The 20206-nt window shown below is 64.0% G+C and carries 16 protein-coding genes; 12 read left to right on the top strand and 4 right to left on the bottom strand.

Annotated features, from left to right (window positions below):
- Positions 1-51: 51 nt before the first annotated feature.
- Genes pgaC through BTO02_RS16450 form a run of 4 tightly spaced genes read left to right on the top strand, consistent with a single transcriptional unit; the run spans position 52 to position 4938 of the window.
- Positions 52-1383 carry a poly-beta-1,6-N-acetyl-D-glucosamine synthase gene (gene pgaC, locus BTO02_RS16465; protein ID WP_075157929.1) on the top strand — a complete coding sequence of 444 codons (1332 nt, stop codon included), beginning with the start codon at positions 52-54 and terminating at the stop codon, positions 1381-1383.
- Positions 1384-1404: 21 nt separating this feature from the next.
- Complete coding sequence (locus BTO02_RS16460; protein WP_075157928.1) at positions 1405-1869, top strand: hypothetical protein; 465 nt, start codon at positions 1405-1407, stop codon at positions 1867-1869.
- Between the two features lie 21 nt (positions 1870-1890).
- Positions 1891-3720, top strand: coding sequence for a glutamine--fructose-6-phosphate transaminase (isomerizing) (gene glmS, locus BTO02_RS16455; protein ID WP_075157927.1), 1830 nt, complete (start codon positions 1891-1893; stop codon positions 3718-3720).
- 12 nt (positions 3721-3732) lie between these two features.
- Entirely contained in the window at positions 3733-4938 is a 1206-nt protein-coding gene (locus BTO02_RS16450) for a hypothetical protein (RefSeq protein WP_075158936.1), read from the top strand.
- Positions 4939-4953: 15 nt separating this feature from the next.
- Here the strand turns inward: BTO02_RS16450 and mdtD are convergent, their stop codons facing one another.
- Positions 4954-6354, bottom strand: coding sequence for a multidrug transporter subunit MdtD (gene mdtD, locus BTO02_RS16445; protein ID WP_075158935.1), 1401 nt, complete (start codon positions 6352-6354; stop codon positions 4954-4956).
- 259 nt (positions 6355-6613) lie between these two features.
- Here mdtD and BTO02_RS16440 point away from each other — a divergent pair, with 259 nt between their 5' ends.
- On the top strand, positions 6614-6877 hold the full coding sequence (locus tag BTO02_RS16440; RefSeq protein WP_075157926.1) for a PepSY domain-containing protein: 264 nt from the start codon (positions 6614-6616) through the stop codon (positions 6875-6877).
- A 45-nt stretch (positions 6878-6922) separates the two neighbouring features.
- Entirely contained in the window at positions 6923-7483 is a 561-nt protein-coding gene (locus BTO02_RS16435; protein ID WP_075157925.1) for a cytochrome b/b6 domain-containing protein, read from the top strand.
- A 117-nt stretch (positions 7484-7600) separates the two neighbouring features.
- On the opposite strand, the gene BTO02_RS16430 is transcribed toward BTO02_RS16435, so the two are convergent.
- Positions 7601-7867, bottom strand: coding sequence for a DUF4148 domain-containing protein (locus tag BTO02_RS16430; protein WP_075157924.1), 267 nt, complete (start codon positions 7865-7867; stop codon positions 7601-7603).
- Between the two features lie 400 nt (positions 7868-8267).
- Between BTO02_RS16430 and BTO02_RS16425 the strand changes: the two genes are divergently transcribed.
- On the top strand, positions 8268-9824 hold the full coding sequence (locus BTO02_RS16425) for a methyl-accepting chemotaxis protein (RefSeq protein ID WP_075157923.1): 1557 nt from the start codon (positions 8268-8270) through the stop codon (positions 9822-9824).
- Positions 9825-9892: 68 nt separating this feature from the next.
- Here BTO02_RS16425 and trxB read toward each other — a convergent pair whose 3' ends face one another.
- On the bottom strand, positions 9893-10894 hold the full coding sequence (gene trxB / locus BTO02_RS16420; RefSeq protein ID WP_075158934.1) for a thioredoxin-disulfide reductase: 1002 nt from the start codon (positions 10892-10894) through the stop codon (positions 9893-9895).
- A gap of 445 nt (positions 10895-11339) precedes the next feature.
- On the opposite strand from trxB, the gene BTO02_RS16415 reads away from it, so the two are divergent.
- The 4 genes from BTO02_RS16415 (at position 11340) to BTO02_RS16400 (ending at position 17141) form a co-directional block, all read left to right on the top strand.
- Entirely contained in the window at positions 11340-13655 is a 2316-nt protein-coding gene (locus BTO02_RS16415) for a DNA translocase FtsK (protein WP_075157922.1), read from the top strand.
- Positions 13656-13784: 129 nt separating this feature from the next.
- Complete coding sequence (gene lolA / locus BTO02_RS16410; protein WP_075157921.1) at positions 13785-14549, top strand: outer membrane lipoprotein chaperone LolA; 765 nt, start codon at positions 13785-13787, stop codon at positions 14547-14549.
- A gap of 56 nt (positions 14550-14605) precedes the next feature.
- Positions 14606-15601, top strand: coding sequence for an agmatinase (speB, locus tag BTO02_RS16405; protein WP_075157920.1), 996 nt, complete (start codon positions 14606-14608; stop codon positions 15599-15601).
- Positions 15602-15953: 352 nt separating this feature from the next.
- The gene (locus tag BTO02_RS16400) at positions 15954-17141 is read left to right on the top strand and encodes an acyltransferase family protein (protein ID WP_083615152.1); all 1188 of its coding nucleotides are present in this window, start codon (positions 15954-15956) and stop codon (positions 17139-17141) included.
- A gap of 101 nt (positions 17142-17242) precedes the next feature.
- Here BTO02_RS16400 and cytX read toward each other — a convergent pair whose 3' ends face one another.
- Positions 17243-18571 (bottom strand): putative hydroxymethylpyrimidine transporter CytX, encoded by a 1329-nt coding sequence (gene cytX / locus BTO02_RS16395; RefSeq protein ID WP_075157918.1) that lies wholly within the window; start codon positions 18569-18571, stop codon positions 17243-17245.
- A gap of 254 nt (positions 18572-18825) precedes the next feature.
- On the opposite strand from cytX, the gene BTO02_RS16390 reads away from it, so the two are divergent.
- Entirely contained in the window at positions 18826-20139 is a 1314-nt protein-coding gene (locus BTO02_RS16390; protein WP_075158933.1) for a replication-associated recombination protein A, read from the top strand.
- The last annotated feature ends 67 nt before the right edge of the window (positions 20140-20206 follow it).

Genomic DNA, 20206 nt, shown 5'->3' with positions numbered 1-20206 from the left:
CCGGTCTTCGCGACCGGCCCCGCGGGCCGGCCCGGCAAACAGGGGAAAACAATGAAAAACGCGATGGACCTGATTTCGAACTTCGTCTTCTACTATCCGCTGCTGATGGCGTATCTGTGGATGGTCGGAGGCCTGCTGCATTACCTGCTCGTCGAACGCAAGGACGGCGGCAAGCTGGCCGCGCCGGCGCTCACGAGCTATCCGAAGGTGTCGGTGGTCGTGCCTTGCTACAACGAGGCCGACAACGTGCGCGAGGTGATCGCGAGCCTCGACAGGCTCAACTATCCGAACTACGACATTATCGCGATCAACGACGGCAGCCGCGACGAGACCGGTGCGATCCTGAACGAGCTCGTCAACGTCTATCCGAAGCTCGTCGTCGTGCATCAGCATCAGAACGAGGGCAAGGCGATCGGTCTTACCACGGCGGCGATGCTCAGCGATGCAGAGTATCTGATGTGTATCGACGGCGACTCGCTGCTCGACGAGGAAGCGATCGGCTGGATGCTGCGCCATTTCCTCGATAACGCATCGGTGGGCGCCGTGACCGGCAACCCGCGGATCCGCACGCGTTCGTCGCTGCTCGGCCGCATGCAGGTGGGCGAATTCTCGTCGATCGTCGGCCTCATCAAGCGTACGCAGCACATGTACGGCCGCCTGCTGACGGTGTCCGGCGTCGTCTCGATGTTCCGCAAGCGCGCGCTGCAGGAAGTCGGCTACTGGAGCTCGGACATGCTGACCGAGGACATCGATATCAGCTGGAAGCTGCAGGTGAGCGGCTGGCTGATCCACTTCGAGTCGCGCGCGCTGAGCTGGATCCTGATGCCCGAGACGTTCCGCGGGCTATACCGGCAGCGGCTGCGCTGGGCAAAGGGCGGCATTCAGGTGCTGTTCAAGTACGCAGGTGAAGTGCTTTCGCGCCGCAATCTGATGATGTGGCCGATCTTCGCCGAGTATGCGGTCAGTATCGTGTGGGCGTACTGCATGCTGTTTACGCTCGCGATCATGGCCTGCAACGCGCTGCTGCCGATGCCTGAAGCGTGGCGCTTCGGCTTCGTGCCGCGCGGCACCGGCATTTTGCTGTTCCTCACCTGCTGTCTGCAGATTCTGATCGGCTGCCTCATCGATCGCCGCTACGACAGCAATCTCATGCGCTATTTCGCGGACACCGTGTGGTATCCGGCCGCGTTCTGGGCGATCAGCATGATCGCGTCGGTGATTGCCCTGCCGAGCGTCGCGATGAAGCGGCGCAAGCGCGCGCGCTGGGTCAGCCCCGATCGCGGAATTCGTGCGGGCACTGCGCTCGCCGCCGGCAGCGCCGCGCCGGAACTCGCGGCACACACGTCGTACAGCAATGCGCTCGAAGTCGATCAAAGCAGCTAACCCCCCACATGGAGGCCAATCATGACTTTCCCGATTATCGACGTATCGAAGCAGTCGGTCGCAGAGTTCGAAACGCAGTGCACGCGTAGCCGCGCGTGGCAGTTCGTCGCGTGGTATCGCGTGGTGCGTCCGCTGCTCGTGTTCGGCATCTGGTTTCTCGCGGTCCGCTATATCCGCTGGTGTCTCGAGCATGCGACACCCGAGGAAGTGTCGCTCGAAGCGTTCGTGCCGGTCATCGTCGGCGTGGCGGCGGTCAGCGCGACGATGATCGTCTGGACCATCGCGCGCCAGATCGATCTGTTTCATACGGGGCGTCTGCGCCGCATGCACGACGGCGCGCGCGCAGCGGACGCGGCTGCGGCGCCGCTGCAACCGGAGTTGCCGGTCACGCTCGCGGCGGGCCGCTGCCTCGTCGCCTATCACGATGACGACGGGATGATTTCCCATGTCGTCTCGATGCCTGAATACGCGCGGCAAACCGCGTGATCATAAGAGGGAGAAAACACTATGTGCGGGATAGTGGGAGCAGTGGCGAGGCGTGATGTCGTGCCGGTGCTGACCGAAGGGCTGCGGCGCCTCGAATACCGGGGCTACGACTCGTGCGGCGTCGCCGTGTTGCAGCATGGCGTGCCGCGCCGCGTGCGCAGCGTCGAGCGCGTCGCGAACCTTTCGGAGCAGATCGATTACGCAGGCCTGTCCGGCACGATCGGCGTGGCGCATACGCGCTGGGCGACGCATGGCGCGCCGGTCACCGACAATGCGCATCCGATCTTCTCGTGCGGCGAAATCGTGCTCGTGCATAACGGCATCATCGAGAACCACGACGCGCTGCGCAAGGAACTGAAGACGCTCGGCTACGCGTTCGACTCGGAGACCGATACCGAGGTGATCGCGCATCTGATTCATCACACGCGCAAGCAGGATCCGACGCGCGACCTGCTCGTCGCCGTGCGGCGCTCGCTGCGCAGGCTGCGCGGCGCCTATGCAATCGCCGTGTTCGCGAAGAGCGACCCGGGTCTCGTGATCGGCGCGCGCGTGGGCTCGCCGCTCGTCGTCGGTCTGACCGACCGCGGCAACTATCTCGCGTCGGACCCGATGGCGCTCGCCGGCACCGCGGACCGCTTCGTCTATCTCGAGGAGGGCGACGTCGCGGTGCTCACGTGCGAAGCGGTGAAAATCGTCGACTGCGGCGGCGAAGTGGTGCGCCGCGAAGTGCAGACGCAGCGCGCGAGCCATTTCACCACCGAACTCGGGCCATACCGGCACTACATGCAGAAAGAGATTTTCGAGCAGCCGTCGGTGCTCGCCGATGCGACCGAGCGTGTCAATGCATTGACGCCGGCGCTATTCGGCGCCAACGCGCAGCGTGTGTTCGAGCAGGTCGATTCGCTGCTGATTCTCGCGTGCGGAACGAGCTACTACTCGGCGCTGACGGCGAAGTACTGGTTCGAGTCGCTGGCGGGCCTGCCGACGCAGGTCGAAGTGGCAAGCGAATACCGCTATCGCGACAGCGTCGTGAATCCGCGCGCGCTCGTGGTCGTCGTGTCGCAGTCGGGCGAGACCGCCGATACGCTCGCCGCGCTCAAACATGCACAGCAGCTTGGCCACAAGCATTCGCTGGCAATCTGCAACGTCGCGCACAGCTCGATGATGCGCCTGACCGAACTGCAGTATCTGACCGGCGCCGGGCCCGAGATCGGTGTCGCGTCGACGAAGGCATTTACGACGCAACTGGTCGCGTTGTTCATGCTCGCCGCGACGTTTTCGAAACAGCGCGGTATCGCCGATGCCGAACACGAGACGCGCTGGCTCGAGCAACTGCATCATCTGCCGGCTGCGGTCAACAGCGTGCTCGCGCTCGAACCGCAGATCGAGCGCTGGGCCGAAGAGTTTGCGCGTCGCGATCATGCGCTGTTCCTCGGGCGCGGGCTCCATTATCCGATCGCGCTCGAAGGTGCGCTGAAGCTGAAGGAGATCTCGTACGTGCATGCGGAGGCCTATCCGGCTGGCGAACTGAAGCACGGGCCGCTTGCGATCGTCACGAACGAGATGCCGATCGTGACGATCGTGCCGAACGATGCGCTCGTCGAGAAGCTGAAGTCGAATATCCAGGAGGTGCGCGCGCGCGGCGGCCTGCTCTACGCGTTCGCCGACGAAGACGCGCCGATCGACCGCGAGGAAGGCGTCAACGTGATCCGGCTGCCCGCGCACTACGGGCCGCTGTCGCCTATATTGCATGTCGTGCCGTTGCAACTGCTTGCATATCACACGGCGTGCGTGCGCGGTACCGATGTCGACAAGCCCCGCAATCTCGCGAAGTCCGTCACGGTGGAGTGAGTGATCCTGAACATGCGAAAGATGCTAATCGCCGCCGCGCTGCTCGGCGTCTGTCTGTGTGTTCCCCTAGCAATGGCGGGCAACAAAGGCGCGAGCCGCGGGCGGCCGGCGGCCGTCGATCCGCGTTCGTATATGCATGGCATCGGTACGGCGAGCGACGGGAACGGCAACATGTGGGTCTTTTTCAGCAGTTCGGGTTTGCCGCCGCGTGGGCCGGGGCGCGACCGCAACTGGACGCATGACGTATACGTCGCGCGCTGGTCGCCGCTGCAGCGCAATCTGGAGACGCCGCGCATTTTCATCAGTCGTCCTGAAGCGCAGGAGCCGGTGTCGATCGCGCAGAACGATACGGGCCGCGTGATCGTCAGCTTCGAAGACGGATGGAATACGGCGAATGAAGTGAACCAGCGTTACGGCGTGTATACGTCCGCGCTCGAGGCCGTGAAGGCCTATCCGGTCGATGTCAAAGTGGGCGGCCATTCGGGCCATGTGGCGGCGGTCGGGTCGCGCTTCGTCGTGTTTTACTCCGACGATTGGATCGACGGCGGCGGGGTCGACAATCTCGGCACCGGCAACGGCGTTTATCTGAAAACCTACGATGAGGACGGCACGCTGCTGAAGTCGGTCGACGTTGCGCCGCGCGTGCGCGAATGGTGGCCGATGATCGCCGGGTCGCCCACGCACGCACTGCTGATCTGGCAGCAGTTCGTGCCGGGCGCAACGTACGCGCGGTTGAAGTCGGCCGTGTTCGATCCCGAAGACGGCTCGCTCACCGAAGCACGCGTGCTGGCGCCGAGCTTGCGCTATTACACGTATGCGGCCACGTACGTGCCGGCGCTCGATCGATTTCTCGTGGTGGCGACGGGCTTCGACGGCAAGGGCTTCGCGCAGTTGATCGACGAAACGGGTGCAACGTCCGCGACGCTCGCGTGCATGCCCGCGTCGGTGCGCGAGTCGAGCATCGACGTGGCCGGCGATCATGCGTATGTGCCGGCTCAGGACGGGCGTCTGCTCGATCTGAAGCTCGGCGCTTCGTCGATCGAACTGGCCGGCACGCAACGTTCACCGGTCAGGTGGGGCGAGACAGGCAGCATCGGGCTGGTCCGCTCGCCTACCGCGCTGCATTGGGTCACGCTCACGCAGCAGGGGCCGAAAGAAGCGGAGTTCGATCTGAAGGCGATGCGGCCCGCGACCGCGGCGGACCGCTGCGGGCGCTAGGCGTTCGCGATCGCGTCAGCCCTGGCGAGGCGCGGCGCGCGTGGCGATCGGCACAGGACGCCCCGTTTCGTTGTCGATGCGCCGGAACACAAGTGCCGACACGAGTGTGATCGCGCCGACGCACGCGAAGCTGAGCCTGAAGCCGAGCGCGGCCGAGCCCCACTGATCGGTAAACAGGTTGACGAGGCCGCCGCCGATCGACACGCCCAGGCCGATCGCGAGCATCTGCACCATCGAAAAGAGGCTATTGCCGCTGCCCGCGTCGGCGATCGTCAGCCCCTTCAACGTCACGCTGTTCATCGCGGCGAACTGCATCGAGTTCGCTGCGCCGAAGATCGCCAGCACGGCAATCTCGATCGCGATCGGCGTGCCGCGGGAAAAGAGTGCGAACGCAACGATCGAACTGCCGACGATCAGCGTGTTCACGAGCAGGAACGCTTCGTAGCCGTAGCGCCGGATCAGCGGCGCGATCCAGCGTTTCGCGATCGTGCCCGCGAGCGCGGACGGCAGCATCATGAGCCCGGAATGCAGCGGCGTATAGCCGAGTTGCAGCTGCAGCAGCAACGGCACGAGAAACGGCACGGCGCTCGAACCGATCCGGCATACGAGATTGCCGATCAGCCCGACGCTGAAGTTCGGCTCGCGAAAAAGCCCGAGGCGGAACAGCGGATTCTTCGCGCGCCGCGCATAGGGAATATAGACGAGCGCCGCTGCGAGACCCAGCACGAAAAGCCCTGCCGACCATGCGGCGCGATGCGTCTGCATCGGCACGTCGATGGCGAGCGAGCACGCGACCATGCACAGCGACAGCAGCGCGCCGCCGATCAGATCGAACGGCGGCGCGTCGCGCGATGTGCCGTCGGGCAGGTATCGGTTCACGGCGATCACGCCGACCGCGCCGATCGGCACGTTGATCAGGAAGATCCAGTGCCACGAAAACGCTTCGACGAACCAGCCGCCGAGCGTCGGGCCGAGAATCGGACCGACCTGACCCGCCACCGAGATCAGCGCAAGCGCCGATACGTATTGCTCGCCGGTGATCGTGCGCAGCACGGCGAGGCGCCCGATCGGCAGCAGCATCGATCCCCCGACGCCTTGCAGCACGCGCGCGAGAATCAGTTGGCCGAGCGTATGCGCGCTCGAGCAGCACAACGAACCGATCACGAACAGCAGGATTGCGACGAAATAAACGCGCCGCGTGCCGAACCGGTCGGCGAGCCAGCCCGATGCCGGGGTCAGCAGCGCCATCGTAAGTGTGTACGCGACGACGATCGGCTGCATCGCGAGTGCGGGGACGCCCAGGCTGTGGGCAATGGACGGTAAAGCGGTGTTGACGATCGTCGTGTCCAGCGCTTGCATGAAGAAGCCGGTAGCGACGATCCATAGCAACGCGGTGTGCCTGGAATCTTCGGTCATGGGAAACGATTGGGCGAGCATGCGTCGCGCCGTGGGCTAGCCGAACGATGCATTGCTCGAGACCGGCGGGAGGGGGCGGATGGCGACGCAACTTCGGCGGAAGTGTCGACATTTTAGCGGGAATCGCGCTTATGGAAAACCCGCTTAACACAATTCAAATGGTCAGAAAGATCCCTCACCCACTATTGAATAGTCTTATTGAGAGCCGTTCTCATTTATGGCACAGTCTTCTTTCGGTAAACTAACAATGAGGTTTCAAATGCTTAAGCTGGTGACGATGATCGTGGCGCTCGGTTTTTCGGGGGCCGCGTTCGCGAAGGCGGACTGCACCGCGCATCCGAAAGACGAATGGATGAAAGAGTCCGACGCGCGCGCGCAACTCGAAGGGCAGGGCTACAAGATCCGCAAGTTCAAGGTGGACGGCCACTGCTACGAGATCTACGGCACCGACAAGGAGGGCAGGAAGGTGGAAATTTACTTCGATACGAAAACGCTCGACGTCGTGAAGTCGGAGATCGATTGAAGCCGGCGAATTCGAGTGTGCGATAACTTTTCCTGACTGCCCGCGATGTCCGACACTGCTCGAATCCGCGTCTGGGACTGGTGGGTGCGCATCACGCACTGGGTCGTCGCGGGCATCGTGATCTGGAATCTGTTCGGCCCGACCGATCCGCTGCACCGCAAGCTTGGCTATGCGGCGGCTGCATTGGTCGGTGCGCGTATCGTGTGGGGCGTGGTCGGCACGCGTTACGCGCGCTTCTCCGCGTGGTGGCCCGCCCGTTCGCGCCTGCTGGCGTATCTGCGCTCGCTGGCATCAGGCCGGCCCGCGCATCATCTGTCGCACAATCCGCTTGGCGCATTGATGGCGCTGATGATGTGGGCGCTGGTCGTCGCGCTCGCATTGACGGGCTGGCTGATGCGCCTCGATGCGTTCTGGGGCGAAGACTGGCCCGAGGAAATTCACACGCTGCTCGCGGTCGCACTCGAAGTCTGCGTGTGTGTCCATATTGCCGCGGTGATCGTGATGAGCGTCTGGACACGCGAGAATCTGCTCGCCGCCATGCTGACCGGCTACAAGCGCAGGCACCCGCGCAGCGAGGCGCGGCGAAACAGGGAGCGCTGGGATTGACGAAGGCAGCATGGCGCGCATTGCGTTTGCTGCCTTGTTATGTGCGGCCGGGTGCTGCTCGGCGTGGTCGCGTTGAGTTGATACGTTGCGTTGATGCGTGCTCGAGTGACTGTCGGGTTACTGAGCCGAAGTGCCCGGTGCGACGCCGCCATAACCGCCGGCGGCGTTGTTCATTTGCGCCGCGCCCGATGCTTCGATGCGGCGTTCAGTGGCTTGCAGACGGTCCGGATAGGTCACCTTTTCGCCGTTATAGCCGGCGGCCGACAGTTGCGCGAGTTCCGCATTGACCTGGGCGCGCGTCACTCTTGACGATTGCGCATGCGCGCCGAACGAAACGAATACGAGCGCCGATGCGCAGACAGCAGCGAGACGGATGTTTTTCATCAGATTCTCCTTTCCTCAAAACAGTTGCAGGTACAACGACGACGAGGGGCCAGCCGTCGTCGTCGCCTATGCCCTCGACCGGACATCGTGTCGACGATAGCGCGGCCTCTTTCACAACACTTCAAGGAACGAATGCTTCCCGTCGAATCGCACGCGCCTCATGGGACGCATCGGGCGCCGGCATTGCGCGAAATCGCGTTGACCGAAGCGAAAGGCACGACGTCGCGTGCCCGCATTCGTGCATGCAAATTTGATCTGGCGCAAAGAACTCGCCGATTCTGTGATGACCCGTCGTCACATCGTTCTACACATCGTGAACGCGCTGCCGTAAACCCGAAGAGAACGGATTCGTTCCGTAGCGCGCGACCTTTCGTTGCGCTTTCTCTTCCTGAGGGTTTTCATGTTCAGAAATATCACGATCCGTATCCGTCTCGCGCTTGCGATGGGATTTCTCGGCTTGCTGATGATCGTCGGCGCAATCCTCGGCGTCGTCGGCATCGCAATGAGCAACAACGATCAGAAGGAGCTGTATACGGATCAGCTCGCGTCGGCGATCGCACTCGGCAAATACGATTTCTACGTTGCACGCGGACGCCTCGTGCTCGATCGCATCGCCGCGCAGCCCGATAGCCCGGACGTCGCCAATCTGCGGCAGCGCGCGAAAGAGCAGTTCGACATTGCCGACAAGGCTTGGCAAACCTACCGCGCGCGGCCCGCGGCCGCCGACGAGATGCGCCTGAGCGACGAGGTCGAAGCGAAGCGTGCCGAAGCGATGTCCGGACCGGTCGCGCAGGTCTACGCGGCGATCGATCGGCACGATACGGCCGCATTGAGCGATCTGATCTCGCACAAGATGACCGCGCCTTTCAACGAGGTGACCGACCGCACCATGCAACTCGAGTCGATGCAGGCTGACCAGGCGCGCGCGCTCTACGAGGCCGCGCAAAAGCGTTTCGACGCGATTCTCGTGATCGCGGCGGCGGGCCTTGCCGTCGGGCTCGCGTTGGCGGTGTTCGCCTGGTACACGCTGCAAAAATCGATCGCGGGGCCGCTCGGCGAAGCGTTGCTGCAGTTCCGCCGTATCGCCGACGGCGACCTGAGCCATCGCATCGAAGTGCGTTCGCGCGATGAAATGGGCCGCCTGATGGAAGGGCTGCAGACGATGCAGACGCGGCTTACCGAGACGATTACCGCGGTGCGAGACAGCGCGCAGTCGATCGCCACGGCGACCAAACAGATTTCGGCCGGCAATATCGATCTGTCGCAGCGGACCGAGGAGCAGGCCGCGTCGCTCGGCGAAACCGCTTCGAGCATGACCGAACTGACGTCGACCGTGCGTCAGAACACCGAGAACGCGCGCCAGGCGACGAACCTCGCGCGCGAGGCGACGAGCGTCGCCCAGACGGGCAGCGACGTGATTTCACAGGTCGTGTCGACGATGGGCGAGATCAACGGCAGCTCGCAGCAGATCGCCGACATCATCGGCGTGATCGAAGGCATCGCGTTCCAGACGAATATTCTCGCGCTGAACGCGGCAGTCGAAGCGGCGCGCGCAGGCGAGGATGGGCGCGGCTTCGCGGTCGTGGCCGGCGAGGTGCGCACGCTCGCGCAGCGCAGCGGGGCCGCGGCGAAAGAGATCAAGGCGTTGATCGACAAATCGGTCGAACGCGTCGGCAACGGCACGCAACTGGTGGGCCGCGCGGGCAGGACGATGGACGAGATCAACGAGGCAGTGCGGCGCGTGACCGAGATCACCGTCGAGATTTCCGCGGCATCGGAGGAACAGAGCGACGGCATCGAACAGGTCACGCAGGCGGTGACGCAAATGGATTCGGTCACGCAACAGAATGCGGCGCTCGTCGAGCAGGCGGCGGCCGCGGCGGCGTCGTTGCGCGAGCAGGCGGAGCGCATGAACGGCGTCGTCAGTGTGTTCAGGACCGGCGCGCAGGCGTTTTAACGAGAAGGGCCGCTGCCCATGGTGAGGCAGCGGCCCTTCGTATCGGTGCTATCGGCGCTAGCGGTGTTTTACCGTTCCGCTTCCGCGCTCATGGCGCGTTCGCCGATCGACTCGTGAATGCTCTCGAGGTAGCGTTGCGCATCGAGCGCGGCCATGCAGCCGGTGCCCGCGCTCGTGATCGCCTGACGATAGACGTGGTCCTGCACGTCGCCGGCAGCGAACACGCCCGGCACACTCGTCGCGGTGGCGTTGCCCTGCAGCCCGCACTTCGTGATGATGTAGCCGTTCTTCATATCGAGCTGCCCTTCGAAGATGTCGGTGTTCGGCTTGTGGCCGATCGCCACGAAGAGGCCCTGCAGTTCGATATCGGTCGTTTCGCCCGTTTGCGCGTGCTTGATGCGGACAGCGTTGACGCCGCCTTCGTTGCCCTTCACCTCGTCGAGCACATGGTTCCATTTGATCTCGACGACGCCTTCCTTCTCTTTCTCGAGCAGGCGGTCGATCAGGATCGGCTCGGCGCGGAACTTGTCGCGGCGGTGAATGACGGTGACCTTGTTCGCGATGCCGGCGAGGTACAGCGCTTCCTCGACCGCCGTGTTGCCGCCGCCGACCACGGCCACGTGCTGCTGCTTGTAGAAGAACCCGTCGCACGTCGCGCACGCGGACACGCCGCGGCCCATGAACAGCTCCTCGGACGGCAGACCCAGATACTGCGCCGACGCGCCCGTCGCGATGATCAGCGCATCGCACGTGTATTCGCCCGAATCGCCGATCAGCCGGATCGGCTTTTCATTGAGCTTCGCGGTGTGGATGTGATCGAAGATGATCTCGGTGTTGAAGCGCTCCGCGTGTTCGAGGAAGCGCTGCATGAGCTCCGGACCCTGCACGCCGTTCGGATCGGCCGGCCAGTTCTCGACGTCGGTCGTGGTCATCAACTGGCCACCCTGCGCGAGCCCCGTGACGAGCACCGGCGACAGATTGGCCCGCGCCGCATAGACCGCCGCCGTGTAGCCGGCCGGGCCGGAACCGAGAATCAGGACCTTTGCATGTTTTGTCGTGGATGCTGGCATGATCGAAATCCGTAAGAAGCGTTCGGCCCGCGGGTGCAAGGCCGGTATCAGCACTGTTGCGCAGTAGATAGGAACCAAACCGGCATTATAAAGGTCGCCAGGTCTGCCCGCCTCATCGCGCTTTGCAATCGCGACGATAGCGCCGCGGGCCTGCGAAAGCGCTGTTTTGTGCGGCAATGCGATGCGCAACGACACAAAGCGGGCACAAAGCGGGTAAAAACAGCGCAAACCGGCTACAAGGTGTTGTCCGTTACCGTCACTTACAGCCTCGCGCCGGGCAGTGCGTTTACAATAGCCCTCGATCAACGACCGGCGGCCCGAGCCGCACGAGTACGCGGCCTGACAGGGCAAAGCGGGAACTCGACGAGCGAGGACTCGCGCGCATGCCCCTGAGCGCACGCCCTGAGCGCGGCAACCCGGCGCCGGTCGCACACGCTAAGGATCAATGGCAAAAGCTACCTATTCCGCGAACGCGCAGGCATTGCCGCACCGCATGTCGCGCCTCTTCACCGAAATCCGCTGGATTCTGCAGGTCGCGCTCGGCGTCTTCCTGCTGATGGCTCTCGTCAGCTACAGCCGGCACGATCCGAGCTGGACGCATGCGGCGCAGGTCGACCGTATCGCGAACTGGGCCGGCCGCGTCGGCGCCTGGACTTCCGACATCCTGCTGCTGCTGTTCGGCCTGTCTGCGTACTGGTGGGTCGTACTGCTCGCACGGCGCATTTCGGCGAACTACCGCCGCATCACCCGCAACGAATCGGTCGACGAAGACGCGCCGCGCGATCACACGTGGCTCGCCGAAGCGGGCGCATTCGTGCTCGTGCTGCTCGCGTGCGACGGCATCGAAGCAATGCGCATGTGGTCGCTGAAGGTGCAACTGCCGCGTGCGCCGGGCGGCGTGGTCGGCGAAGCGGTGGCGCGCGCGGTGTCGCATGCGCTCGGCTTCACCGGCGGCACGCTGGCGCTGCTGCTCGTGCTTGCGATCGGGCTGTCGCTGTATTTCCGCTTTTCGTGGCTTTCGGTGGCCGAGCGCGTCGGCGAATCGATCATTTCCGCGGTCACGCTCGCGAAGCTGCGCCGCGAGGCGGTGCGCGACCGCAAGGCCGGCGAGGCCGCGGCGGTGAAGCGCGAGGGCAAGGTCGAGCAGAGCCGCGTGAAGATCGAGGAGCACGAGCCGGTCACGATCGTGCCGCCCGTCGTGACGCCCGAGAAGTCCGCGCGTGTCGAAAAGGAACGGCAGGTGCCGCTCTTCACCGACCTGCCCGGCGATTCGACGCTGCCGCCGATCGCGCTGCTCGACCCGGCGCCGGCCACCCAGGAAACCATTTCGGCCGACACGCTCGAGTTCACGTCGCGCCTGATCGAGAAGAAGCTCAAGGATTTCGGCGTCGACGTCAGCGTGGTCGCCGCGTATCCGGGACCGGTCGTCACGCGCTATGAAATCGAGCCTGCCACGGGCGTGAAGGGCAGCCAGATCGTCAATCTCGCGAAAGACCTCGCGCGCTCGCTTTCGCTCGTGTCGATCCGCGTGGTCGAGACGATCCCGGGCAAGAACTTCATGGCGCTCGAGTTGCCGAACCAGCGCCGCCAAACGGTGCGTCTGTCCGAAATTCTCGGCTCGGCCGTCTATGCGGACGCGGCCTCGCCGCTCACCATGGGCCTCGGTAAAGACATCGGCGGCAACCCGGTCTGCGCCGATCTCGCGAAGATGCCGCACCTGCTCGTCGCCGGCACGACCGGCTCGGGCAAGTCGGTCGGTATCAACGCGATGATTCTTTCGCTGCTGTACAAGGCGAGCGCCGACCAGGTCCGCATGATCCTGATCGACCCGAAGATGCTCGAAATGAGCGTCTACGAAGGCATTCCGCATCTGCTGTGTCCGGTCGTCACCGACATGCGCCAGGCGGGGCACGCGCTCAACTGGACCGTCGCCGAAATGGAGCGCCGCTACAAGCTGATGAGCAAGCTCGGCGTGCGCAACCTCGCGGGCTACAACAACAAGATCGACGAGGCGACGAAGCGCGAGGAAAAGATTCCGAATCCGTTCAGCCTGACGCCCGACGAGCCGGAACCGCTGTCGCGGCTGCCGAATATCGTCGTCGTCATCGACGAACTCGCCGACCTCATGATGGTGGTCGGCAAGAAGGTCGAAGAGCTGATCGCGCGTATCGCGCAGAAGGCGCGGGCCGCCGGCATCCATTTGATCCTCGCGACGCAGCGTCCGTCGGTCGACGTGATCACGGGCCTGATCAAGGCCAACGTGCCGACGCGGATGGCGTTCCAGGTGTCGTCGAAAATCGACTCGCGCACGATTCTCGACCAGCAGGGCGCCGAATCGCTGCTCGGCATGGGCGACATGCTTTATCTGCCGCCGGGCACCGGCCTGCCGGTTCGCGTGCACGGCGCATTCGTGTCCGACGACGAAGTGCATCGTGTCGTCGACAAGCTCAAGGAGCAGGGCGAGCCGAACTATATCGAGGGCATTCTCGAAGGCGGCGTGTCGGGCGAAGGCGATGAAGGCTCGGTCGAAGGCGCCGGCGGCGGCGCGGGCGGCGGTGAAGCGGATCCTCTTTACGACCAGGCGGTCGAAATCGTCATCAAGAATCGCCGCGCGTCCATTTCGCTCGTGCAGCGGCATCTGCGCATCGGCTATAACCGTGCGGCGCGGCTGCTCGAACAGATGGAGCAATCGGGGCTCGTATCGGCGATGTCGTCGAACGGCAACCGCGAAATTCTTGTGCCGGCGCGCGAGGCCGAATGAACGCGGCTTGAGCGTCGCGCGTTCGTCTGCGCGGCGGCGGGCCGTTGTCGTCGTCGTCGTTGTCGTCGTTTCGCCGGCCTCGTCGGCAGCGCGTGTCGCGCTTCCTGTTTTTTCCACGGAGAGAAATCGATGCAGCATTACGTCGGCGGGCTTGACGCCCGCTTCGGTGATTCCCGCGTTCGCGGCAGCGTCGCACGTGCGCTTGCGCGGCGCGTCGGTCGTATCGCCTACCTCGCCCGCGTCGTGACGTGCATGGCGGCTTGCGCGACGCTGTTCGTCGCCTCGCCCGTGTTCGCGAGCGGCACGGACCAGTTGAAGCAATTCATCTCGCAGGTCCATGCGGCGCGCGGCGACTTCGTGCAGACCGAAATCCACGTGCCGAATAACGCCAAGGGCGCTAGCGGCACGCTGTCGACGCAGGGCATGAGGGGCAATACGGTGTCGAGCGGCACATTCTCGTTCGCGCGTCCCGGCAAGTTCATCTGGCAGTATCAGAAGCCGTACGAGCAGCTTCTGCAGGCCGACGGCGACAAGCTGTACGTCTACGACAAGGACCTGAACCAGGTCACCGTGCGCGCGCTCGGCGGCGCGCTCGGCGCAAGTCCGGCGGCGATCCTGTTCGGCAGCAACGATCTCGAGCAGAACTTCACGTTGAAGGATGCTGGGGTGAAAGCGGGTATCGACTGGCTCGAACTGGTGCCAAAATCAAAAGACACGCAGTTCCAGCGCATCGGCATCGGTTTTCGCGACGGCAACCTCGAAGCGATGGAACTGCATGACGTATTCGGAAATGTGACGCTGCTGAAGTTCTCGAATATTCAGAAGAATCCATCGCTGCCTGCCGATGCGTTCAAGTTCACGGTGCCGAAAGGGGCGGACGTGATCAACGGCTAGGCTTGCCGGCTGCGGCGACCGGATTTCATGCCCCCACCTCTGACCGGTGAACCGCGATGAACAAGTCGTCCTTTGTCTGCCCGGACCTGTCGTCCGAGCGCCCGCAGCCGCTCTCGGGCAACGTGATGCCGCGTTGCGGCGGCATCGCGACGATGATGCGTTTGCCCAATGCGGGCTCTCCGGAAGGGCTCGACGCATGCTTTGTCGGCGTGCCGTTCGATCTCGGCACGTCGAACCGCACCGGTGCGCGTTTCGGGCCGCGCCAGATCCGCAGCGAATCGGTGCTGCTGCGACCGTACAACATGGCCACGCGTGCCGCGCCGTTCGATTCGCTGCGCGTTGCCGACATCGGCGACGTCGCGATCAACCCGTATAACCTCCACGATTCGATCGCACGCATCGAAACCGCCTATGACGAGATCCTCGCGCACGGCGCGAAGCCGATCACGCTCGGCGGCGACCATACGATTGCGCTGCCGATCCTGCGCGCGATGCACCGGCGGCACGGCAAGGTCGCGCTGATCCACGTCGACGCGCATGCAGACGTCAACGACACGATGATGGGCGAGAAGATCGCGCACGGCACGCCGTTCAGGCGCGCGGTCGAAGAGGGGCTGCTCGACTGCGAGCGCGTCGTGCAGATCGGACTGCGCGGCACCGGTTACGCGGCCGAAGACTTCGACTGGTGCTGCGACCAGGGCTTCGAAGTAGTGCAGGCGCAAGCGTGCTGGAATCGTTCGCTTGCGCCGCTGATGGCGCGCGTGCGCGAACGGATCGGCACTGCACCCGTGTATATCACGTTCGATATCGACGGGATCGACCCGGCTTTTGCACCCGGTACCGGCACGCCGGAAATCGCGGGGCTCACCGTGCCTCAGGCGCTCGAGATCATTCGCGGCGCCCACGGGCTCAATGTGATCGGCGCGGATCTCGTCGAAGTCGCGCCGCCCTACGATCCATTCGGCACGACCGCGCTGCTCGGTGCAAACCTCGCTTTCGAATTGCTTTGCGTGCTGCCGGGTGTCGAGTATCGAGCAACGCGAGAGCGTTAGCGGCCCAGTCAACATTGGCATGAAATGCAAGCTGATTGCCGGAAACTCGCAGAAATCGATACAAATATCACGCCGTGCAATGTTTAACGATGGCCTCCCGGTAACTTTTGAACCGGAGGGTAAAAATTACGCAAAAATAATAAAATCCTGCCTGACTGGTAGTCGTCGCAAAGGCCGATCCTTTCGCACGTAATAATCCGCGACAAAAATATAAAAAACTAAAAGTATTAGAAAGTTATTCAAACCTTCCCGCCGACTGCTGTCAGAATTAAACATATCAATCATGAACACCTGAACAGGCGGGTACTGAAAACCCCTTGACGATGGGCGCGCTCGCGAGCGCGCCTTTCGCATGCCTATTTGCCTGTTCTTCGCCGCGGGTATTCAACGGATGACAGAACCGAGTGTTTCCAGTCGACAGCATTACCATCAGCTCGATGCGCTACGCGGCGTCGCCGCGCTGTCGGTGGTGATCAGTCATTTTGCCCTGGTCGGCCCGCTCGAGTGGGCTTCCCAGTCACCTTTTCGTGTGAACTCACTGGGCCATCAGGCAGTTATTCTCTTTTTTATACTGAGCGGATTCGTTTTGACATTGCAATTGCGCTCGGGTCGAAGTATTTCGTATAAAGATTTCCTGGTCAAACGGATTTGCCGGATTTATTTGCCGTATCTGGTCGTGCTGGTCGCGACCTTCTCGATCGTGAATGCGCTCGACGTGAAGCCAATCAAATGGCTCGGCGGATGGGGCAACGAAGTATGGAGCGGCCCGTTTACCGGCACGGAGATCGCCGACCATCTGCTCTTTATCGGGAAATATCGGGCTGGCCAGATGATTCCCGTTATCTGGACGCTGATCTACGAACTGCGGATTTCGATCGTCATGCCATTCGTGGTCGCATGGGTCGCCCGCGTATCGGCGCGCACGTCGATCGTGGTCGCGCTCTGCGTCTCGATCGTCTCGTTCATGCTGATCCTGCTCGAAGGCGACGATCCGCAAGGCGCGAATTTCGGCGGCGACTGGCCCATGACGCTGCACTACGCGGGCATGTTTGTCGTCGGCGCCGTGCTGGCCGTGCATCGCACCGCGTGGCGCCAGTGGCTGATGAAGAACGGCCGCTTGCGCCCGGTGCTGGTGATCTCGGTGTTGCTGTATTTCCTGTCGCGCGGGGCGCTCTCGATGAAGCTCGGTCCGGCCGGACAGTATTTGTACGACTGGCTCGTTACCGCGGGTTCTGCTGGACTGATCTGCACGTCGCTCGTATCGGCGCGCTTTGCCAAGCTGCTCGAGGCGCGGCCGTTCGCGTTTCTGGGCCAGATTTCATACAGCCTGTACCTCACGCATACGATCGTGCTGCTGACGGTGATTCATCTGATGCCGTCCGCGAGCACGATGTGGCGCTCCATCCTGATAGCGGCCGCGCTCGAGATTCCGGTCGCCACCGCCATGTATCTGCTGATCGAGCGCCGCACGATCATGCTCGGCCAGTTCCTGACCGCGCGTAGAAGTGCAGGTGCGGCGAGCGCGAATCAGACCTATTGATCGGCCCGCCCCGGGGAACGGGCTTGTCGAGGCGGCCACAAAGGGGCGGCTGCCGGCCGGTTAGCAGCAAATTGCAGCCGGTTGCCGGCGCATCTTGCCAGCTATGCGAAGGCCTGCCGGCGCGTCGACACGAACGCGAGATAGCACAAGGCACCGATCGCAAGCGCAGGCAGCGTCGCGCCGAGATTCGGCAGCCACTGGTTGATCGCCTGGTAGGCGGCGATGCCGATCGCCCATGCGACGAATGCGCTCACGTGCCAGCCTGCGGAGTAACCGTAGCGGCCCTGCGGGTCGGCGAGCGCGGCTGCGTCGACACGGCGCTTGCGCACGATGAAGTGGTCGACGAGCACGACGCCGAAGAGCGGCGCGAACACCGAGCCGATCAGCAGCAGAAAATTCTGGTACTTCGCCATCGGCACGGCCAGGGCGATCAGCGTGCATAGCGCGCCGAACGCCGCGGACAGCCACGGCACGCTCGAGCGCGTCCAGAACGTGCCGGTCGACACCGCAGCCGAGTGAATGTCGGCGAATGCGTTGTCGATTTCGTCGATGAGCACGAGCAGCAACGCGAGACCGCCGCCAGCCTGCGCAAGCGCGGTGGTCAGCAGCGCATCGCCGCCGCCTGCCGTGAGCCCGTAGATGGCGCCCAACGCATAGAACCAGATGTTCGCGATGCCGTAGCCGAGCAGCGTGCCGCGAAACGTCTCGCCGGCGCGCCGGCCGAAACGCGTGTAGTCGGCGATCAGCGGCAGCCACGACAGCGGCATCGCGACGACGAGATCGAGCGCGACGCCCGCCGGCATGTCGCCGGTGCCGGCGCGATGCAGCAGCGCGCCGATATCGTGTTTCGCGAGCACCGCCCATGTGAGCCAGCCGGCGCCTGCGAGCAGCAGCCAGATGCCCCAGCTGCGCAGAAAACGCCGTACGAACGATAACGGACCGCTGATCGCGAGCAGCGTGGCCAGCACGCCGAAGATGACGGTCCACAAGAGCGGCATCGACAGGCCGAACGCCTGTTTTGCGAGCGCATCGGCGGAATCGCGCATCACGATGACTTCGAACGACCCCCAACCGACCAGCTGGACCGCGTTGAGCACGGCGGGCACCGACGCGCCGCGCACGCCGAGCGTCGGCCGCAGCGACGACATCGCCGCGAGACCCGTATCGGTACCGACGACACCGGCCAGCGCGAGCAGCACGACGCCGATCGCAGTGCCGATCGCGATGACCGCGAGCGCATGCGGCAACGAAAGGCCGGGCACGAGCAGGGCGCCCGCCTGCGCAACGAGCAGGCCGATGCCGAGCGAGAACCACAGTGCGAATGCGTCGCCGGCGCGAAACGCGCGGCGCGCCTCGGGCACTGGTGAAAGCGGGGCGTAGGCGGAGCCGGTGTCCTCGGCGAGCGGGTCCTGGGCCGGGTCTTGAGCCATGGGTGTCGATCCTCCTTGTCTTTGTTTGTATCAGTTTGCTCTGCGCTTGGCTGGAATTCAGCCGCGAGTCAGCTGAGATTCGGCCGCGCGATATTGCAGCGATGAAATCGCAATGCAAACCGTCGCGCCATCGCCGTGACGCGACGGCTGTCATAATGCTCGATCATGTCGGCGAACCCGTGGTGTTCCGCAAGCGTGCGTTGCGGCCCTGCACGTCAGTTTGCGCCGAAACAGCCGAGATTATCCCAAACATCATGTTCGAAGAAACCCGTGCCAATGTTCCGCTTGCCGAGCGCTTGCGGCCTCGCACCATCGATGAAGTGATCGGCCAGAAGCATCTGCTCGGACCGAACAAGCCGCTGCGCGTCGCATTCGAGTCCGGCGAAGCGCATTCGATGATTCTCTGGGGGCCGCCTGGCGTCGGCAAGACGACGCTCGCGCGGCTGATGGCCGACGCGTTTGACGCGGAATTCATTGCGCTGTCCGCCGTCCTGTCGGGCGTCAAGGATATTCGCGAGGCCGTCGAGACCGCGCAGGTGCATCGCGCGCACGGGCGGCAGACGCTCGTGTTCGTCGATGAAGTGCATCGCTTCAACAAGAGCCAGCAGGATGCGTTCTTGCCGCATGTCGAATCGGGCCTCTTCGTGTTCGTCGGCGCGACGACCGAGAATCCGTCGTTCGAGGTGAACAGCGCGCTGTTGTCGCGCGCCGCGGTGTACGTGCTGAAGAGCCTCGATGCCGGCGAATTGCGCGAACTGCTCGAGCGCGCACAGCATGAACTGGGCGGCCTCACGTTCACGGACGAAGCGCGCGACGCGTTGATCGGTTCCGCGGACGGCGACGGGCGCAAGCTGCTGAACAACCTCGAGATCGTCGCGCGCGCAGCGGCGCAGCAGAAGACCGCGGACATCGACGGCGCATTGCTCGGCAGCGCGCTCGCAGAAAACCTGCGCCGCTTCGATAAGGGCGGCGATGCGTTCTACGATCAGATCAGCGCGCTGCACAAGTCGGTGCGCGGCAGCAACCCGGACGGCGCGCTGTACTGGTTCTGCCGGATGCTCGACGGCGGCGCCGACCCGCGTTATCTCGCGCGCCGCATCGTGCGGATGGCGTGGGAAGACATCGGCCTCGCCGACCCGCGCGCCGGGCGCATCGCGCTCGATGCGGCCGAGACCTACGAGCGCCTCGGCACGCCCGAGGGCGAGCTCGCGCTCGCGCAGGCGATCATCTACATGGCAGTCGCGCCGAAGTCGAATGCGGGCTATATGGCGTACAACGAGGCGCGCGCGTTCGTCGGCAAGGACCAGTCGCGCGCGGTGCCGGTGCACCTGCGCAATGCCCCGACGAAGCTGATGAAGGAACTCGGCTACGGTCACGAGTATCGCTATGCGCACGACGAGCCGGATGCGTATGCGGCCGGCGAAACGTATCTTCCCGACGGCATGCGCGAGCCGCGCTGGTACCGGCCGACGCCGCGCGGCCTGGAAGGCCGGATCGGCGAGAAGCTCGCCCGCCTCGCGGAACTCGACGACACGTGGCGTAGCGAGCACAAGCCGAAAAAGAGCTGAGCGCCGCACGGGGCGGCTGGCGCTGCTCGTGCGCACCGGACGCGCACCGGATCCGGACGCCGGTGCG

Origin of the sequence: Paraburkholderia sp. SOS3 (genome assembly GCF_001922345.1) — a bacterium.
Lineage (GTDB): Bacteria > Pseudomonadota > Gammaproteobacteria > Burkholderiales > Burkholderiaceae > Paraburkholderia.
The sequence above is the reverse complement of the archived record's forward strand: the minus strand, read 5'-3'. Positions and strand labels throughout refer to the sequence as shown.

What these genes read in the sequence shown, in the direction of transcription:
- pgaC (WP_075157929.1), top strand. Translation starts at nt 52, where the DNA reads ATGAAAAACGCGATGGACCTGATTTCGAACTTCGTCTTCTACTATCCG.
- BTO02_RS16460 (WP_075157928.1), top strand. Translation starts at nt 1,405, where the DNA reads ATGACTTTCCCGATTATCGACGTATCGAAGCAGTCGGTCGCAGAGTTC.
- glmS (WP_075157927.1), top strand. Translation starts at nt 1,891, where the DNA reads ATGTGCGGGATAGTGGGAGCAGTGGCGAGGCGTGATGTCGTGCCGGTG.
- BTO02_RS16450 (WP_075158936.1), top strand. Translation starts at nt 3,733, where the DNA reads ATGCGAAAGATGCTAATCGCCGCCGCGCTGCTCGGCGTCTGTCTGTGT.
- mdtD (WP_075158935.1), bottom strand. Translation starts at nt 6,354, where the DNA reads ATGACCGAAGATTCCAGGCACACCGCGTTGCTATGGATCGTCGCTACC.
- BTO02_RS16440 (WP_075157926.1), top strand. Translation starts at nt 6,614, where the DNA reads ATGCTTAAGCTGGTGACGATGATCGTGGCGCTCGGTTTTTCGGGGGCC.
- BTO02_RS16435 (WP_075157925.1), top strand. Translation starts at nt 6,923, where the DNA reads ATGTCCGACACTGCTCGAATCCGCGTCTGGGACTGGTGGGTGCGCATC.
- BTO02_RS16430 (WP_075157924.1), bottom strand. Translation starts at nt 7,867, where the DNA reads ATGAAAAACATCCGTCTCGCTGCTGTCTGCGCATCGGCGCTCGTATTC.
- BTO02_RS16425 (WP_075157923.1), top strand. Translation starts at nt 8,268, where the DNA reads ATGTTCAGAAATATCACGATCCGTATCCGTCTCGCGCTTGCGATGGGA.
- trxB (WP_075158934.1), bottom strand. Translation starts at nt 10,894, where the DNA reads ATGCCAGCATCCACGACAAAACATGCAAAGGTCCTGATTCTCGGTTCC.
- BTO02_RS16415 (WP_075157922.1), top strand. Translation starts at nt 11,340, where the DNA reads ATGGCAAAAGCTACCTATTCCGCGAACGCGCAGGCATTGCCGCACCGC.
- lolA (WP_075157921.1), top strand. Translation starts at nt 13,785, where the DNA reads ATGCAGCATTACGTCGGCGGGCTTGACGCCCGCTTCGGTGATTCCCGC.
- speB (WP_075157920.1), top strand. Translation starts at nt 14,606, where the DNA reads ATGAACAAGTCGTCCTTTGTCTGCCCGGACCTGTCGTCCGAGCGCCCG.
- BTO02_RS16400 (WP_083615152.1), top strand. Translation starts at nt 15,954, where the DNA reads ATGCCTATTTGCCTGTTCTTCGCCGCGGGTATTCAACGGATGACAGAA.
- cytX (WP_075157918.1), bottom strand. Translation starts at nt 18,571, where the DNA reads ATGGCTCAAGACCCGGCCCAGGACCCGCTCGCCGAGGACACCGGCTCC.
- BTO02_RS16390 (WP_075158933.1), top strand. Translation starts at nt 18,826, where the DNA reads ATGTTCGAAGAAACCCGTGCCAATGTTCCGCTTGCCGAGCGCTTGCGG.